Origin of the sequence: Paractinoplanes rishiriensis, from assembly GCF_016862375.1 — a bacterium.
In the GTDB taxonomy this organism is placed as follows: Bacteria; Actinomycetota; Actinomycetes; order Mycobacteriales; family Micromonosporaceae; genus Actinoplanes; species Actinoplanes rishiriensis.
Genome location: NZ_BOMV01000055.1, coordinates 109,266 through 126,236, shown reverse-complemented (window position 1 = coordinate 126,236; position 16,971 = coordinate 109,266). Strand labels below are relative to the sequence as shown.

Here is a 16,971-nt window from a genome sequence, read left to right as displayed (position 1 = left end):
GTGCAAAGGCGAGAATGTGAGGGTGCGCGAGGCCGATCTGGCCGCGGTCGACGATCGTGACCTGCTGCGGGTTTTCGATCGTGATCCGCAGGCGGTCGAGGAGTTCTACCGCCGGCACGTCCGCGTGCTCGGCCGGTACCTCACGCGCGCCGTCGGCAACCCGCACGACGCGGCCGACCTGAGCGCGGCCACGTTCATCTCGGCCATGGAGTCGGCGGCCCGCTACGACCCGAGCTGCGGCGAGCCCCGGGCCTGGCTGTTCGGCATCGCCCGCAACCTGGTGGCGATGCGCTGGCGCCGGCTGGCCGCCGAGGGCCGGGCGATGGACCGGCTCGGTGGCCGGCACGACCCCGAGCCGGACGCGTACGAGCAACTGGAGGACCGGATGGACGCCGACCACCTGGCCGGACCGGCGCTGGCGGCGGTGCCCGGCCTGCCGCCGGCCGAACGGGAACTGCTGGAGAGCATGGTCCGCAGCGACCTCACCGTGACCGAGGCCGCCGCCGAGCTGGGCATCCGGTCCGGCACCGCCCGGATGCGCCTGGCCCGGGCCCGGGCCCGCCTGTTCCGGGCTCTCCCCGCCAAGGAGGAGGAGGGACGATGACGACCAGCAGACGCGACGCCGACTACGCCTACGACCTCACCGACGCCGAACAGCACACGCTCGATCAGCTGCGGTCGCGGGTGCGGCCACGCCGGAAGCGCTACCTCGCACCGGCCCTGGCCGCCGCGGCGGCGGCCGCCGTGGCGGGGGCGGTCCAGTTCTGGCCGGCACCGGGCGACCCGGTCGTCCCACCGCCGGCGGTGGCCTCGCCCGCCGAGGTGTTCGACCGGCTCGCGGCCGCGGCCGCCCAGGCACCCGAGCGGCCGGCCGGCGACCTGCACCAGCGCACCCGGAGCACCGTCGTGTCCCGCACCGCGGCCGGCTGCACGGTCACCGCCACCACCGTGCAGACCTGGACGGCCGCCGGCACCGGACCGCTGGGCGCGGTGCCCGGCCGGCTGGCCGCCGAGGTGACCGCGGCCCCGGCGACCGAGGGCTGCCGGTCCGCGGCGCCGCGGCGCCTGTTCGACGGCACGGTCTCCGACGTGGACGCCAAGTGGGCCGAGTTGCGCCGCGGTGTGCCGGGCGCCCCGTCGTACACGAATCCGCGGTGGATCGCCGGCACGTTCGGCATGCCGCACCCCGGCACCGAGCTGCCGTCCGGCCCCGCCGACCTGGGCGAGCGGATCGCGAAGATGTGCCGCAACGCCCCGGAGGTCGACTGCGCGGCACTGCGCTGGACGGTCATCGGCCAGCTGCTGTCCAGCCCCGAGGTGGGCCGGGCGCACCGGGCGGCCGCCCTGGAACTCGCGGCGGGGGAGCCCGGTGCGGTGCTGCTGCCGGCCGGCGACACGTTCCGGGTGCCCTACCTCGAGTTGCGCGGCCCGCGGCTGACCGACGGCGGCCGGGCCACCACGGCCGAGCTCACCCTCGACCCGGCCACCGGCAAGCTGGTGCAGCGGGTGATCGGGTCCACCGACGGCAACCGCACCGAGGTCACCCGGTTCGGCTGATCCGGCCGGCCACCCGGCGGGCGTCCGCGCCGGCCCCGCTCACCAGCATCGACGCGAACGAGTGCAGGAACGGCAGCCCGACGAAGTACAGGCCGGGCCAGCGGGTCGCGCCGCGTACCTGCTCGGGCCAGCCGTCCGGGCCGGCCACCGGCAGCCGCAGCCACGAGCTGTCCTTGTCGAACCCGGTGCACCAGACCACAGTCGCGACGTCCAGCACCCGGCCGCCGGCCAGCACCGGACGCCCGTCGCGCACCCCGGTGACCCGGTCGTGCACCCGCTCCACCCCGGCGGCGGCCAGGTCGGCGCGCTTGACCCGGATGTGCGGGCCGCCGTGCGCGCGGATCTCCCGGCGCATCCGGCGGCCCAGCGGGTGCCGCACGGTCAGCGCGTAGCGGGCCAGCAGCACCAGCACCGGCAGCACCACCCGGGCCGTCGCGCTCTCCGGCCGGAACGGAATCTGCCCGCGGTCGCGCCCGGCCAGGACGACCGGCCGGGTGCGGGCCGCCTCCAGCGCGATGTCGCAGCCGGAGTGGCTGGCGCCGACCACCAGCACCGGCCCCTCGGCGAGCTGGTCCGGATTGCGGTATGCGGCCGAGTGCAGCTGCCGGATCGCCGGGTCCAGCTCGCCGGCGAACGACGGCGTGACCGGCCGCTGGAAGGTGCCGGACGCCACCACCACGTGCGCGGCGGCGATCCGGTGCGGCCCGGCGGTGACCAGATATCCGTCGCCCTCGCGGGTCACCTCACCCACCGGCGTGCCGGTGCGCACCGGGAGGGCGAACCGCCGGGCGTACGCCTCCAGGTAGTCGGCCATCTGGTCCTTCGTCGGATAGCACCACCGGGGCGCCGGGAAGGGGTAGCCGGGCAGGCCGTCCGCCCAGGCCGGGCTGTAGAGCCGCAGCGAGTCGAACCGGGTCCGCCAGACGTCGCCAATCCGCGCCGCGGCCTCCAGGATCACGAAGTTCCGTCCGCTGCGGCGCAGGTGATAGCCCGTGGCGAGACCCGCCTGACCGGCGCCGATGATGACTGTTTCCACCCGTTCGTCCATGGCCGGGACGCTACGGCCGCCGGCCGTCCGCCCGCGTCGGCCGCGATGACCAGCTCACGGCCCGGGGCGTACTGGGTAATTGTGTGTATCCGGCCCGGCCAGGTCGTGCCGGTAGGCATAGGCGGTCGCGGCCGACCGGTTGGCCACGCCGAGCTTGCCGAAGATGTTCGCCACGTGCCGGGCCACGGTCCGCTCGCTGAGGAACAGCTCGGCGGCGATACCCCGGTTGGTCAGCCCGGCCGCCACCAGCCGCAGCACCTCGGTCTCGCGCCGGGTCAGCCCGCCGGGCGCCCGCGTCTCCAGCCCGGCCAGGTCGGGTGCGGCACCGAGCTGCCGGAACACCCGGCGCGCCGCGTCCAGCTCCATGGCGGCGCTGTCCGCGTCACCGAGCGCCGCGCAGGACCGTCCGATGAGGACACGGGTGCGGGCGGCCTCGTAGGGCACCGTCAGGTTGTGCCAGTAGCGCCAGGATTCGCGCAGGCAGGGGAGTGCCCCGGTGGCGTCGCCGGTGGCCAGCAGCAGGTGGCCCCGGGCGCGGCCGGCCAGCGCGGTGAGCAGCGGGGTGGGTCCGGCGGCGGCGATCCGGCCGAGTTCCTCGACCGCGGTGCCTGCGGTGGGCGTCTCACCCGCGCTCAGAGCAATTTCCACGTACGCGGGCAGGACGCGGGCCCGCAGCGCGGGCAACCCGGTCTCGCACAGCACCCGGCGGATGGCGGCGTACGCGTCGGACACCCGCCCCTGGGCCAGCCGCAGCAACGCCAGCCCCGGCTGCGGTTCGTGTCCGAGCCGCCCGGCATCCCGGTAGGCCGCCTCGGCCGCCCCGAACGAGCCGCGCAGCCGGTGCAGGTCGCCGAGCAGCGCGAGCGCCGGCCCGCTGGCGGGTTGCCGCTCGAGGTGCCGGCAGGCGTGGGTGGCCTCGCGCAGAGCGTCCGGCCAGTCACCGCGCCACTGCATCACCTCGGCCCGGTGCACCAGGCACTGCCCGCGGTACGGCACCAGGTCGGGCTGCCCCGCACACCACCGCCCGAGCGCCGCCGTCCACTCCTGCGCCCGCCGCAGGTCGAAGGCGTGCTGACAGGCCAGCACCGCGGCGCAGTAGGCGATGCCCACGTCGATCGGCGACACCTCGCCGGCGCCGATGGCGACCATCACCTCGTCGAGCAGCGCCAGCCCCGCCCCGGTGTCCCCGCCCGCGATCAGCGCCTGCCCGGTGCCGAGCCGGGCCATCGCCATCGCGTTCCGGTCGCCGAACCGGTCGGCCACCGCGGTGAACTCCCCGAACAGCCGCCGAGCCGCCTCGACATCGCCGGCGGCCAGCCCGCGCAACGCCTCCGGCACCAGCAGATATCCGCGCGCCACCCCGTCCTGCCCGGCCGCGTCCAGCAGCCGCCGGGCCCGCCCGAACCAGCCACCGGCCCGGGCGGCCTCGCCGCGGTGCAGATAGACCAGCCCGGCCCGGAACCCGCAGAACGCGGCCCGGTCCGGTTGCCCGGCCGCGGCGTGCCCGGCCAGCGCACACGTCCAGGCGTCGGCGCTGTCGTCGTCGCGCCCGGTCAGATAGGCGGCGGTGGCCAGCATCTCGAGGTCGTCGGGGCCGAGGTTGGCGCGAGCCCCGGACAGGTGCGCCCAGGCGTCCGCCCACCGCCGGCGCGCGAACGCGTCCCGGCCCCGGTGGATCGGGTCGCCGCCGGTCATCCCGCCAGCCTTCCGCCGGGCGCCGGGGCCCGCGTCGTCCGAACGGCCATCCGAGGTGTCAGATCTCGGCACCGACGACCGCCGGGAAAGGGGCGGGCCGCGTCCCGCAGGAAGGGACGCGGCCCGCGGGGGGTGCTGGTCTCAGGCGATGTTCACGTCGCTGCACATGAAGTACGTCTGGTCCTGGTGGCTGGCCTGCCAGATGGTGAACACCACGGCGCGGCCGGAGTGGCCCGCGGTGACCGGGATCCGCAGTTGCACGCCGTTGTTGGGCGACGTGGCCGGGGTCCAGCGTGCCGCGGGGGTGTTGCCGACCTCGGCGACCAGGTCCAGGTGGCCCCAGCCGAGCGGCTGCGTCACCGGGTTGTAGCTCGCCTTGGTGACGTACACCCGGACGAAGTCGGCGCCGTGGCTGGCCTGGTCGTGCAGGGTGAGGGTGAAGCTGCGGCTCACGCTCCTGGCGGTCCAGTTGCCGACCGCGTCGAGCGAGTTGCCGAGGCCGCCCTCGCTGCCGTTGATGCTGCACAGCTTGCCGTCCGGTACGGCGGCGGTGAAGTTGCCGCCCATCCCGTTGCGGTACAGGCTCATCCAGTTCCACATGGTGTTCGGGTTGGCCTGGAAGGCCTGGTAGCACATCGGGTCCTGGGCCGGCATGTCCGGCGACATGTGGTTGGTGCCCCAGCGCTGCCAGCAACCGAAGTTGCGCGACGGCGCGTCGATGATGTTGCCGTGTGCCAGGGCGCGGGACGGGACGGCCGCCGCGACCGCGACGGCGGCCACCGCGGCCGACACCAGCGCGAGCGCCCTGACCAGCCAGACACGGTGCGTCGAGGCCAGTGTTGCCATGATTGACACCTCCGTGTAATACCTGTGAAGCATTCACGGTAATCGATGTCTTGGCAGGCAGCCAGGGCCTCGTCGCGTTTACGCGGGTACCGGTTGGTCGAACTGGGTGCGGTACAGCTCGGCGTACCGGCCGCCGGCGGCCAGCAGGTCGGCGTGCCGGCCGCGTTCCACCACCCGGCCGTTCTCCAGCACCAGGATCAGGTCGGCGCTGCGGATCGTCGACAGCCGGTGCGCGATCACCACGCTGGTCCGGCCGCTCAGCGCCTCGCCCAGTGCGGCCTGCACCGCGGCCTCGGAGGTGGAGTCCAGGTGCGCGGTCGCCTCGTCCAGGATCACCACCCGCGGGCGGGACAGCAGCAGCCGGGCGATGGTGAGCCGCTGCCGCTCACCGCCGGACAGCCGGTAGCCGCGCTCGCCCACCACCGTCTCGAGGCCGTCCGGCAGCGACCGGATCAGGTCGTCCAGCCGGGCCCGGCGCAGCATCTCCCACAGCTCGTCGTCGGTCGCGTCCGGCCGGGCGAACAGCAGGTTGGCCCGGATCGTGTCGTGCAGCAGGTGCCCGTCCTGGGTGACCACGCCCACCGCGTCCCGGATCGAGTCGGCGGTCAGGTCGCGTACGTCGTGATCGGACAGCCGGACCGCGCCCTTTTCCACGTCGTAGAGCCGCGGCAGGAGCTGGGCGATCGTCGACTTGCCGGCGCCGGACGAGCCGACCAGGGCGACCATCTGCCCCGGCTCGGCCCGGAACGAGACGCCGTGCAGCACCTCTTCGCCGCCGCGGTCGTCCAGCTTGAGCACGTCCTCGAGCGAGGCGAGCGAGACCTTGTCGGCCGACGGGTAGGCGAACCGTACGTCGTCGAACTCCACCGCGACCGGTCCGTCCGGCAGCCCCCGCGCGTCCGGCCGGTCCTCGATCATCGGCGTCAGGTCCAGGATCTCGAACACCCGCTCGAAGCTGACCAGGGCGCTCATCACCTCGACCCGGGCGCTGGCGAGCGCGGTCAGCGGCGCGTACAGCCGGGACAGCAGCAGGGCGAGCGCCACCACCGCGCCGGCGTCGAGCCGGCCCTGGATCGCGTAGACGCCGCCCAGCCCGTACACCAGAGCAAGAGCGAGCGAGCCGACCACGGTGAGCGCCGTGATGAAGACCCATTGCAGCATCGCCGTCCGGACACCGATGTCCCGCACCCGCCAGGCGCGCGCCGCGAACTCGGCGGACTCCTCCGCCGGCCGCCCGTACAGCTTCACGAGGGTGGCGCCCGGCGCCGAGAATTTCTCGGTCATCCGGGTGCTCATCGCCGCGTTGTGCTCGGCCGCCTCACGCTCCAGCCGGGCCAGCTTGCGCCCCATCCGCCGGGCCGGCAGCACGAAGATCGGCAGCAGCGCCAGCGCGAGAACCGTGATCTGCCAGGAGAACGTCAGCATCACGCCGAGCGTCAGGAGCAGCGTCACCGTGTTGCCGACCACGCCGGAGAGCGTGTCGCTGAACGCCCGCTGCGCCCCGATCACGTCGTTGTTCAAGCGGGAGACCAAAGCCCCGGTCCGGGTACGCGTGAAGAAGGCGACGGGCATGCGCTGCACATGATCGAAGACCGAGGTCCGCAGGTCGACGATGAGTCCCTCGCCGATCCGCGCCGACTGGTACCGGGTCAGCAGCCCCAGCCCCGCCTCGGCCAGCGCGATCACCGCGATCGCCGCGGCCAGCCACACCACGGTCGCGGTGTCGGTACCGGTCACGATCGCGTCGACCACCCGCCCGGCGAGCACCGGCGCCGCCACGGTCAGCACGGCGGCCACCACGCTGCATATCAGGAATCCGGCCAGCGGGCGTTTGTGCGGCCGGGCGAACTGGCCGATCCGCTGGAGGGTGGCCTTGGAGAAGGGGCGCTGGTCGCGCTGGTTCATCGCGTGGTGCAGCGACATCCAGGCGGTGACTTCCATGCTCATCGGGCGAGGTTAGAACCTGCACGAAGGTTGAGGTCAACCGCTTTACTGGTCGGGTGCGCCAAACGTACCGGGATGTATATGTCTTCCTCGCCGTCGTGTTCGCGCTGCCCTGGCTGATCTGGGTGGTCGAACAGCTCACCGGGATCCGGATCCTGTTCATCGCCGCGATGGTGTCGGTCGCGATCGCCACCTTCGTGGCGGTGCGCTGGGTGTGGCGCCCGCCGAGCATCGCCCGGGCCACCGCGCTGGTCCCGGTGCGCCCGGTGGGCCGGACCGTCCGCTACTGCCTGCTGGCCGCCGGCATCTTCCTGGCCATGGCGGTCGTCGTGGTCGCGGTCAACGCGTGGACCGGCATCTTCCCGGCCGACCTGACCGGATACTCGGCCCTGCGGGAGAGGTACGCACCGGAGACCGCCGGCCAGACCGGGTTCCCCGGCGGGGTCGCGGTCAGCGCGCTGCTGGCCAACTTGCTGCAGTTCGTGCTGATCCTGCCGCTGGCGTTCTACGAGGAGTGGGGCTGGCGCGGCTACCTGCTGACCCGGCTGGGCGACCGGATGGGCGTCTGGCCCGCGATGATCGTCATCGGGGCCATCGCCGGTGTGTGGCACCTGCCGTTCTACATCGGACCGTGGCTGTCGATGAGCGCCGACGCGAGGCAGTCCATCGTCCCGTTCGTCATCTTCTGCATCCTGTTCAGCATGGTGCTCGGCCTGCTACGCCTGGCCTCGGGCACGATCTGGCCGGCGGTGGTCGCCCACGCGGTGAACAACACGGTGGTCTTCAACTTCGTGTTCGTGGTGGTGGCCGACCACGAGGAAACCCAGTCCGTCAACGCCTGGCTGGTCGGCCTGAGCGGCTGGCAGGGCTGGCTGATCATGCTGGCCGCGATCGGGCTGCTTTATCCATTTGCCGTACGCCGCAACCGCGACCACGACCTGGTGGCGTGACCCCGCAGGCGTGGCCGCTACGTGGCCGCTACGCGGTCGCGCAGATCATGACCGGGTGGCCGCTGGGGTCGGCCACGTACGCCATCCGCTCGCCCCACGGCTGGTCGGCCGGCTCCACCAGCACCGGCACGCCCGCGTCGCGCAGCTCGCCGACCGCGCCGTCCACGTCGTCGGTGTAGACGCACATCTCGAACTGGCGGCCCGCGCGCGGCCGGATCGGCAGGCCGTGCGAGCCGGTCTCGCCGTCGGTGACCGCGGCCAGCGAGACGCCGTTCAGGCCCACGAACACAGCCTCGCCGTCATCCGGGAAGCGGTAGGTCTCGGGCAGGCCGAGCCGGTCGCGGTAGAACGCGAGGGAGGCGGGCAGGTCCTCGGTGTAGATGATCGGGCTCGCGTCACGGAAAGTCGCCATCCGGACATGCTGCCATCAGGTGAGTACCGGCACTCATTCGCCGCGGCCGGTGGGGGCGGCAGGATTCGCGGCATGGAGATTACTACTCAGCCGAAGGTCACCGCCGCCTTCTACGCGCAGGCCGTTGCCTCGTTCGGCATCGGCCTTTTCGCGCTGGGGATCGGCATCTACTGTCTGCCGGTGGGCGGCTGGATCCGCGCGTTTCTCGCCATCGGCCTGCTCTACGTCGTCACCTCGTCGTTCACCCTCGCCAAAACCATCCGGGACGCGCAGGACGCCGGCACCGTGGTCCGGCGGGTGGATCAGGCCCGGATCGACAAGCTGTTGAACGAGCACGATCCGTTCAAGACGCCCTCGGTGTAGACAGCTTCCGGCTTCGAGGCCGGCGCGGGGCGGGCGCCGCACGGGGTGCCGGCCGGCCGTACCGGTGACGCCCGGGTGACCGAAGCGGTGGCACCGAAGCTGCTGACGGACGTCCGCGAGGCGGAATCCGATCTGGGAGGATCGGCCCATGACTGACGTGCCGGCGTTTCTCGACGCCATCCCGGATGAGCGGCGCCGGGCCGAGGCCCGCGAACTGGCCGACCTGATGGCCGAGGTCACCGGGGAGTCGCCGGCGATGTGGGGCCCGTCGATTGTGGGGTTCGGGTCGCGGCACTACCGGTATGAGTCGGGGCGGGAGGGTGACACGGTGGCGGTCGGCTTCGCGCCGCGCAAGGCGCAGTCGGTTCTCTACCTGACCGGGCAGATGGAGGACTACGCCGATCTGCTCGCCCGGCTCGGGCCGCACACCACCGGCAAGGGCTGCCTCTACCTCAAGCGCCTCGACCGGGCCGACCCCGCGGTGCTGCGCGAAATCATCGCCCGTTCGTACGTGGCGGCCGCCACCTCGTGAGGGTCATCGGCACCGGCCGACCATCGGTATAGTCCCGGCCGTGTCGCAGGTGAGTGCCCCAGTTGAGGAGACGGCCGTTCTCCCGGAAGACCCGCAGGACGCCGCGGAAACCGCCACCCCGGAGCCGCCGGACCGGCCGTGGCGGCGGGCCGCGATCGCGGCGCTGATCATCTGGAGCGCGGCCTACGTCGCGTACGCGGTCTTCACGCTCTTCTCCTGGCGGATCCCGCTGGGGCAGATGCCGGACCTGCAGCACATGCTCGGCGGATTCAAGACGAACGACGTCAACTACTACGTGGGCATCGCGGAGATCGGATACGCGGACGGGCATCCGGACGCCCGCGCCTTCTACCCGCTGTTCCCGATCGCGATCTGGGCGGTCAACTTCGTCGTGCCGGGCGGGGCGCTGATCGCCGCGGCCGTCGTCTCCGCCATCTGCGCGTACTTCTGCCTCATGGTCCTCTACCGGTTCGTGGATCACGAGTTCGGCGCCACCATCGCGTCCCGGACGCTGCTCTACCTGGCCGCGTTCCCGATGGCGTACTTCCTCTACCACGCCTACAACTCGTCGATGTTCCTGCTGCTCAGCATCGGTGCGCTCTACGCCGGCCGGCGCGGGCACTGGTGGCTGGCCGGCAGCCTCGCGGGACTGGCCGGCGGCACCCGGCTGTTCGGGCTGCTGCTGGCCGCGCCGCTCGCGTACGAGTATCTGCGGCAGTCCGGGTGGAACCTGCGGCGGGCGGTCCGGTGGGAGGTGCTCAGCTTCGGGCTGGTCCCGCTCGGGCTGGTCGCGTACTCGGTCTATTGTCATTTCGCCCTGGGCAGCTGGCGGGCCTTCATCGACGCCCAGGACGCGTGGGGCCGTTACTACGGCTGGCCCGGCCAGTCCCTGTTCGAGGCGCTCAAGCTCACCTTCACCCAGGGGCCGACCGGGCCGGGTTTCGTGCCGACCGAGTTCTATCTGATCACCATGTTCGAGGCGCTGACCGTGCTGTTCGCCCTGATCCTGGTGGTGCTGGGCTTCGTCGGGCCGTGGAAGGTCCGCCGGGACCAGTGGTTCCTGCTGGTCGCGTCGCTGGTGCCGATCGTGGTGATCTGTTCGACCATGCTCGAGATGCGTTGGCTGATGTCGGCACCCCGGTATGCGCTGGAGTGGACGGCCGCGTTCGTCATCCTGGCCCGGATGGGCCGGCACCAGTTCGTGGACCGGCTCTATCTCATGCTCGGCTTCGGCCTGCAGGCACTCATGTTCGCGGCGACCGCCATGCACACGAACTGGGTGGCGTGATCAGGAGCGTTCCAGCGCGTCCCGCAGGTGGGTGGCGCGCAGCGCCGCGTTGATGCCGAGCCAGCGGATCGGCTCGGGCTCCCAGAGCCGCGAGCGGTGGCCCACCCAGGGCAGGGCGGTCCGGTCACTCTCGGTGCCGGAGATCAAATCGGCGAGGGTACGCCCGGCGAGGTTGGCGGCGGCGACTCCGTCGCCGACATACCCGCCGGCCCAGCCGATCCCGTCCTCGAGGCCCACGGACGGCATCCAGTCGCGCGGGATGCCGAGCGGGCCGCCCCAGCGGTGCGCGATCGGCGGCCGGATGCCGAACATCTCGGTCAGCGTGGCTTGCAGGCTGTCGAAGACCGCGGGCACCCGGTCGAAGTCCGGCTCGACCCGGGAACCGAAGTGGTACGGCGCGCCGCGGCCGCCGAACGCGAGCCGGTCGTCCGCGGTCCGCTGGCCATAGATGATCATGTGGCGCTCATCGGTGAACGTCTCGCGCCGGCGCAGGCCGATCCGTTCCCAGTCGGCCGCGGGCAACGGCTCGGTGGCGATCATCAGCGAGTAGACCGGTGCCAGCGTGCGGCGGTGGCCGGCCAGCCGGGCCGTGTAACCCTCCAGCGCCCGCACCACGGTGCCGGCGCGGACCGTTCCGCGTTCCGTCTCGACCAGGCCGCGGGCGACCCGGCGCACCCTCGTACCCTCATGGATGGTCACCCCGCGGGCCGCGACCGCCTCGGCCAGCCCGCGCACCAGCCGGGCCGGGTGCAGCGCGGCGCAGTCCGGGCTGTAGACACCACCCAGCACGTCGCTCGCGCCGCAGATGGCGCGGGCCTCCTCGGCACCCACGAAACCCTTGGTCCGGTACGCGCGGCGCAGTTGCGCGGGGGAGCGGACCAGCGAGATCGTGCCGCCCTTGGCGTAGTGGCAGTCGATGCCCTCGGCCGCCGTGACCCGGCCCACCTCGTCGACCGCGTCGGCGAGCGCCGCGTGCATGGCGGCCGCGCGGTCCGCGCCGTACCGCCTCGACAGTTTGTCCTCGGCGACCGGGAACAGGCCGGACGCCCAGCCGCCGTTGCGGCCGGACGCGCCGAAGCCGCAGTATTCCGCCTCCAGCACCACGACCGACAGTGCGGGCGCGAGCCGTGCCAGGTAGTACGCCGTCCACAGTCCGGTGTAGCCGCCGCCCACGATGGCCACGTCCGCGGTCCGGTCGCCGGCCAGCGGCGGGCGCGGGGTGATCGGGCCGAGCGAGTGCAGCCAGAAGGACGGAACGGTCAACGGGTGCCCCACGCGTACGTTTGCTTGGCCAGCTTGAGATACATGAACGTCTCGCAGCCGGTGACGCCCTTGATCGTGCGGACCTTCTCGTTGAGCAGGTCGAGCAGGTGCTCGTCGTCGGTGCAGACCAGTTCCACCAGCAGGTCGAAACCGCCGGCGCAGATCACCACGTAGTCGACCTCGGGGATGGCGGCGATCTCGTCGGCGATCGCGCGCAGGTCTCCGGTGACCTTGAGGCCGACCATGGCCTGCCGGGCGAAGCCGAGGGTCAGCGGGTCGGTGACCGCCACGATCTGCATCAGCCCGCCGTCGAGCAGCCGCTGCACCCGCTGGCGCACCGCGGCCTCGGACAGCCCGATGGTCTTGGCGAGCGTCGCATACGACATCCTGCCGTCCCGCTGGAGGTGCTCGATGATCTGCTTGTTGATCTGATCCAGTGCCAGGTCCGCCGTCACGCCGCGATTCTTCCCTGGGTAGGGGTGCACGGCAATCGAATCGCTCGTCCGGTTTGCGCCCATCAATGGAATCCGTACCTCCTCGTCCCCTGGAAGCGGGCTGTGAACTGCGTTTATCGCAGAGTTGATCGCTCTTGACAAGGTTTTCCGTGGCCGGGAGGCTCTTGGGACACGGTTTCAGTGATCAGAAACCACATATGCCTGAAAGGTGTGTTTCCCATGCGCGTCCTGGTGGTCGGCGCGGGCGGAGTTGGCTCCGCCGCGACCGGCATTGCCGCCCGCCGCGACTTCTACTCGAGGTTCGTGGTCGCCGACTACGACCTGTCCCGCGCCGAGCGCACCGTCGAGGCGGTGGCCGACGACCGGTTCGTCGCGGCGCGGGTCGACGCCTCCTCGGCCGAAGCGGTGGCGGCCCTGTGCCGCGCACACGACATCACCCACGTGCTCAACGCGGTCGACCCGCGGTTCGTGCTGCCGGTCTTCGAGGGCGCACTGGCCGCCGGTGCCGACTACCTCGACATGGCGATGTCGCTCTCCCGTCCGCACGCCTCCGACCCGTACCGCCAAACCGGGGTGAAGCTCGGGGATGAACAATTCGAAGCCGCTCCCGCCTGGGAGAGTGCCGGTCGCCTGGCGCTGGTCGGCATCGGTGTGGAGCCCGGCCTGTCGGACGTCTTCGCCCGGTACGCGGCCGACCACCTGTTCAGCCGGATCGACGAGGTGGGCATCCGCGACGGCGGCAACCTGGTGGTGGAGGGCTACGAGTTCGCGCCGTCGTTCTCGGTCTGGACCACGATCGAGGAGTGCCTGAACCCGCCGGTGATCTTCGAGAAGGACCGCGGCTGGTACACCGCCGAGCCGCTCAGCGAGCCGGAGACGTTCGACTTCCCCGGCGGCATCGGCCCGGTCGAGTGCGTCCACGTGGAGCACGAGGAGGTGCTGCTGATCCCGCGCTGGGTGGACGCCGGCCGGGTGACGTTCAAGTACGGCCTCGGCCGCGAGTTCATCGACGTCCTGCGCACCCTGCACAAACTGGGCCTGGACAGCACCAAGCCGGTGCGCGTCGGCAACGCCGAGGTCTCCCCGCGAGACGTGGTGGCCGCGGTGCTGCCCGACCCGGCCACGCTGGGCGACAAAATGAAAGGCAAAACCTGCGCCGGTACGCTCGTGACGGGCCTCGGCAAAGACGGCACCCCGCGTTCGGTATACCTGTACCACCTGGTCGACAACGAGTGGTCGATGCGCGAGTACGGCAGCCAGGCCGTGGTGTGGCAGACCGCGGTAAACCCGATCGTGGCCCTGGAACTCCTGGCCGCCGGCACCTGGAGCGGCACCGGCGTGCTGGGCCCGGAGGCGTTCGACGCGGTCCCCTTCCTCGACAAACTGATCGAGTACGGCACGCCGTGGGAGATCCGCGAACAGTGACGGTGGACGGCGGCCGGTGCTTGGGTGCCGATCGCCTTTCGCGGCCTCCGGCCAACCGGTCGCGATCGCGCCGGCGCCGCCGTCCGCCGGCTGGTGACCGCGGCGAGCGCAACCGTCGTCCGCCGGCTGGTGATCGCGGCGAGCACAACCGTCGTCCGCCGCCTGGTGATCGCGGCGAGCGCAACCGCCGCCCGCTGGGAGCATTGGGCCGCTGCCGCAGCTGTCATGGCCCAAGCTGCCGTCCGCGCCCGATATCTTGCCTTATGCGCGAATTTAGCGGACTGTTACGTGGGCGTTCGAGGGGCGCCGGGGGTGGGTATGGGTTGATTGCGGCTTTTGCCGGAGCGCTGCGCTGCGGGAGGGGTCAGTGGGTGGCGGTTGACGGGCCTACGTGGTCGTTCAGCCAGGTGCGCAGGGGGCGGCTGGTGCGGAGGAAGTCGACGACGCGTTTTTTGGCGGCCGGGGTGCCCAGCCAGGCGGCCGGTTGCCACTCGTGCCACGTGGTCAGGCCCTTGTGGCGCAGCAGGTCGATGCGCGGGTGGTCCTTGGGGTAGCCCTTCGGGGCCGTCTTCAGGGAGGCGTGGCCGTGCACGCCGACCTTTGCCCGCTCGATGGTCGCTATCACCGACTCCAGCTCGCGGCCGGTGCGGTCGTCGGCCACCGCGCGGCGGTAGCGGTCCAGCTGGTCGGGGGCCAGCTGGTACATGCCGCAGCCGGCGGCCAGGCCGTCGGCCGACAGTTGCAGGTAGCCGCCGAACTCGAGCCAGGCGCCCAAGTGATTCTTGTACGGGGTCTTGTCGTTGCTGAACCGGACGTCGCGGTACGGGCGGAAGATCCTGCCGGGGCCGAACTCGGGTTCGAGGGCGGCCAGCAGCTCGGTCATCGGGGCGCGGACCTGCGTCTCGTAGACGGTCAGGTGCTCGGTCCAGTACGTCTTCGAGTTGTCGGCGCTCAGGCCCTCGTAGAACTCCAGTGCCTCACTCGGCCAGCCGTGGAAGGTCACCGGACGAGTCTAGGTCAGCGCCGCGCAGGTCGGCGCTCGGGCGCTCCCAGACCGTCGCGGGATTGTTGAGCGGGTCGACGTGCCACACCCGTACGTCGATCGTGGGTTTTTCCAGGCGGCCGCCGATCACCCTCGCGGTCTTGCCGGTGGACAGCGTGAACCGGGGCAGCTCCAGGGCGGTCAGGTAGTCCTTGCCCGCCGGCGGGGCGGCCGGCAGCAGGGCATCGGCCAGCAGGGCGGCGTCCCAGGCGGGGATCAGGTATGTGCCCAGGTCGTTGGCCGGGCACGGCTGGCTGGTCAACTTGACCGCGGCGTCCAGCGGGCAGGCGTTGGTCAGCCGGCCGCCGGCCGCGGCGGGCAGGCGGTCGGCGCAGGTGAACGTCGCACCGGGCCGCAGCCGCACCAGGTCGCGGAAGTCGTGGATCTGCTTGCTCAGGGCGGCGAAACCGGCCGGGGTCAGGTCGGCGCAGGACGGGCCGCCCACGTTGTAGTCGACCGGCCAGTCCGCGTTGGTGGCCGCGCGCAGCTGGTAGTTGGCCATGAAGCGGCTCACCGAGACGTCGGCGATCACCAGCCGGGGCCGGGCGTGCCCGCAGACCTCGTTGACCCGCTGCACGAACTCGGCGAAGCGGGTCCACCGGTCGGCGAAGTAGAGCACGGTGGGCTTCGGGTCGGGGTTCGCCGGGCAGATGCCGTCGTCGATCCGGTCCGGGCCGGCCACGTGCCGGGCGGTCCCGCCGGGCGCGGCCCGCACCGCGGCCAGCAGATCGTTGACCAGCGAGGTCGTGTAGTGGTCGGTGGGGCTGGGGTGCTGGTAGATGTCCAGCCGGAAACCCTTGTCGAAGCGGAGTCTCAGGCGGTCGACGGCGTCCTGGGCGTACGCCAGGTTGGACGGCGCCAGCTGGAGGTAGCCGGGACGGTCCACGAACGGCCGGCCGGGCGCGCCGAGGTCGGCCAGCAGGTTGGGGGCGATGAACGGGATGCCGGCGTCGAGCAGCCGGTTGATCGCCTGCTGGGTGGTGTCCCGGCTGTCGCCGCCGCCGATCACGACCAGGCGGGAACCCAGGGCCGGGCGGCGGTCGATGATCATCTTGGCGATGTCGTCGATGCGTTCCACGTCCTGGGTGGCGTCGGCGATGACCACGTGCATGCGGTGGCTCTTGGTCGCGGCGATGTGCGCCTGGGCATACAGCAGTGCCCGCAGCTGGTCGCGTTCGGAGGGATAGTCGCGGCCGTCGGCGCAGCGGGTGCGGTCGGCCGGCAGCGGCTCGCAGGACAGCGCGCCCAGCCACACCACGGTCAGGTCGCCGTCCTCGAGACCGCGGTTGGCGGCCAGGATGCGGCGCTGCAGCGCGATGGTGACCGGGTCCTTGCCGAACGCGCCGGCCGCGAACACGCCCGGGTCGGCGGTGTCGAGCAGGCCGTAGCAGCGGTCGCCGTCCGCGGTGGCGCGCAGCGTGGTGATGCCGGTCGAGGTCGGCAGCGTGTAGCAGTCGTTGGAGACGCCGGGCAGCCAGTCGGCGCGGGTCCAGCCGAGAAAGCCCAGCACCAGGGTGAGCACGGCCAGCACCGCGTGGTGCGCGGTGGTCAGCGGGGGCAGCTTGACCAGCGTCGTCAGCTTGTCGGAAACCAGTACCGGCAGGATGATGCCGGCCACCGAGACGGCCAGCGCCCGCGCCTCGGCGCTGCCCTGGAACGCGTCGGCGACGAAGACGGTGGCCGCCGCGAAGACGATGGCCGTGCCGCCGAGCAGGGCGACCAGCCGCAGGTTGGGGCTGAGCAGCGTGGCGATGGCGGCCAGCACGACGGTGATCAGGATGGTCCAGATGCCGATGTAGCCGGTGATCGCCGCGTGGATGACCAGCACCAGCAGCGCCAGCACGGCGGCCGGCCGGGACCGGGTGGCCACGAACGCGGCGAACCGGGAGTTGGACAGCGAGTCGGCCGTCCCGGTCTGGTCGCCGGGCAGCAGCGTGCGCATCCGCTCGGCCAGCTTGACGACCCCGAGGACCAGCGCGGCCGTGCCCGCCACGAGCAGGATCGACCACCAGCCGGCGGTGCCGGCGAACAGCACCCGGACCAGGATGAGCCCGGACAGCACCACGGCGGCCAGCCGCAGCAGCCGATCGAGGGTGAGCAACGACCGCAGGTAGCTGCCGGGTGACTGACGGTCCGCCATCACTCCACAGT

General features: G+C 72.1%; 16 protein-coding genes. 7 read left to right on the top strand and 9 right to left on the bottom strand.

Going from position 1 to position 16,971, the window contains the following annotated elements; translation table 11 throughout:
- Positions 1-22: 22 nt before the first annotated feature.
- Both Ari01nite_RS23305 and Ari01nite_RS23300 read left to right on the top strand, forming a co-directional pair.
- Positions 23-604 carry an RNA polymerase sigma factor gene (locus Ari01nite_RS23305; RefSeq protein ID WP_203783923.1) on the top strand — a complete coding sequence of 194 codons (582 nt, stop codon included), beginning with the start codon at positions 23-25 and terminating at the stop codon, positions 602-604.
- Positions 601-1,557, top strand: coding sequence for a hypothetical protein (locus tag Ari01nite_RS23300; protein WP_203783921.1), 957 nt, complete (start codon positions 601-603; stop codon positions 1,555-1,557). The genes Ari01nite_RS23305 and Ari01nite_RS23300 overlap by 4 nt, the downstream gene beginning before the upstream one ends.
- On the opposite strand, the gene Ari01nite_RS23295 is transcribed toward Ari01nite_RS23300, so the two are convergent.
- From Ari01nite_RS23295 to Ari01nite_RS23280, 4 genes are all read right to left on the bottom strand, one after another.
- Complete coding sequence (locus Ari01nite_RS23295; RefSeq protein ID WP_203783914.1) at positions 1,541-2,605, bottom strand: flavin-containing monooxygenase; 1,065 nt, start codon at positions 2,603-2,605, stop codon at positions 1,541-1,543. The two genes, Ari01nite_RS23300 and Ari01nite_RS23295, sit on opposite strands and share 17 nt — an antisense overlap.
- Positions 2,606-2,659: 54 nt before the next feature.
- Complete coding sequence (locus tag Ari01nite_RS23290) at positions 2,660-4,300, bottom strand: helix-turn-helix transcriptional regulator (RefSeq protein WP_203783913.1); 1,641 nt, start codon at positions 4,298-4,300, stop codon at positions 2,660-2,662.
- A gap of 141 nt (positions 4,301-4,441) precedes the next feature.
- Positions 4,442-5,146 (bottom strand): lytic polysaccharide monooxygenase, encoded by a 705-nt coding sequence (locus Ari01nite_RS23285; protein ID WP_203783912.1) that lies wholly within the window; start codon positions 5,144-5,146, stop codon positions 4,442-4,444.
- Between the two features lie 78 nt (positions 5,147-5,224).
- Complete coding sequence (locus Ari01nite_RS23280; RefSeq protein ID WP_203783911.1) at positions 5,225-7,093, bottom strand: ABC transporter ATP-binding protein; 1,869 nt, start codon at positions 7,091-7,093, stop codon at positions 5,225-5,227.
- A gap of 53 nt (positions 7,094-7,146) precedes the next feature.
- On the opposite strand from Ari01nite_RS23280, the gene Ari01nite_RS23275 reads away from it, so the two are divergent.
- The gene (locus Ari01nite_RS23275; protein ID WP_203783910.1) at positions 7,147-8,040 is read left to right on the top strand and encodes a CPBP family intramembrane glutamic endopeptidase; all 894 of its coding nucleotides are present in this window, start codon (positions 7,147-7,149) and stop codon (positions 8,038-8,040) included.
- Between the two features lie 28 nt (positions 8,041-8,068).
- Here the strand turns inward: Ari01nite_RS23275 and Ari01nite_RS23270 are convergent, their stop codons facing one another.
- Positions 8,069-8,452 carry a VOC family protein gene (locus Ari01nite_RS23270; RefSeq protein ID WP_203783909.1) on the bottom strand — a complete coding sequence of 128 codons (384 nt, stop codon included), beginning with the start codon at positions 8,450-8,452 and terminating at the stop codon, positions 8,069-8,071.
- Between the two features lie 72 nt (positions 8,453-8,524).
- On the opposite strand from Ari01nite_RS23270, the gene Ari01nite_RS23265 reads away from it, so the two are divergent.
- From Ari01nite_RS23265 to Ari01nite_RS23255, 3 genes are all read left to right on the top strand, one after another.
- Entirely contained in the window at positions 8,525-8,815 is a 291-nt protein-coding gene (locus Ari01nite_RS23265; protein ID WP_203783902.1) for a YiaA/YiaB family inner membrane protein, read from the top strand.
- Between the two features lie 148 nt (positions 8,816-8,963).
- A complete protein-coding gene (locus tag Ari01nite_RS23260; protein ID WP_203783900.1) occupies positions 8,964-9,347 on the top strand; it encodes a DUF1801 domain-containing protein in 384 nt (127 codons plus the stop codon).
- A 40-nt stretch (positions 9,348-9,387) separates the two neighbouring features.
- Positions 9,388-10,635: a glycosyltransferase family 87 protein gene (locus Ari01nite_RS23255; protein WP_203783897.1), complete on the top strand. Its 1,248-nt coding sequence runs from the start codon at positions 9,388-9,390 to the stop codon at positions 10,633-10,635.
- Here Ari01nite_RS23255 and Ari01nite_RS23250 read toward each other — a convergent pair whose 3' ends face one another.
- Positions 10,636-11,898, bottom strand: coding sequence for an NAD(P)/FAD-dependent oxidoreductase (locus tag Ari01nite_RS23250; RefSeq protein ID WP_203783895.1), 1,263 nt, complete (start codon positions 11,896-11,898; stop codon positions 10,636-10,638).
- Positions 11,895-12,416 carry an Lrp/AsnC family transcriptional regulator gene (locus Ari01nite_RS23245; RefSeq protein ID WP_438872220.1) on the bottom strand — a complete coding sequence of 174 codons (522 nt, stop codon included), beginning with the start codon at positions 12,414-12,416 and terminating at the stop codon, positions 11,895-11,897. Before Ari01nite_RS23245 ends, Ari01nite_RS23250 begins: the two co-directional genes overlap by 4 nt.
- A 156-nt stretch (positions 12,417-12,572) precedes the next feature.
- Here Ari01nite_RS23245 and Ari01nite_RS23240 point away from each other — a divergent pair, with 156 nt between their 5' ends.
- On the top strand, positions 12,573-13,778 hold the full coding sequence (locus Ari01nite_RS23240; RefSeq protein ID WP_203783892.1) for a saccharopine dehydrogenase family protein: 1,206 nt from the start codon (positions 12,573-12,575) through the stop codon (positions 13,776-13,778).
- A 364-nt stretch (positions 13,779-14,142) separates the two neighbouring features.
- Here the strand turns inward: Ari01nite_RS23240 and Ari01nite_RS23235 are convergent, their stop codons facing one another.
- Together Ari01nite_RS23235 and Ari01nite_RS23230 are read right to left on the bottom strand one after the other, a co-directional pair.
- Positions 14,143-14,781: a DUF2461 domain-containing protein gene (locus Ari01nite_RS23235; RefSeq protein WP_203783890.1), complete on the bottom strand. Its 639-nt coding sequence runs from the start codon at positions 14,779-14,781 to the stop codon at positions 14,143-14,145.
- Positions 14,756-16,960: a hypothetical protein gene (locus Ari01nite_RS23230; protein WP_203783889.1), complete on the bottom strand. Its 2,205-nt coding sequence runs from the start codon at positions 16,958-16,960 to the stop codon at positions 14,756-14,758. Before Ari01nite_RS23230 ends, Ari01nite_RS23235 begins: the two co-directional genes overlap by 26 nt.
- Positions 16,961-16,971 lie beyond the last annotated feature (11 nt).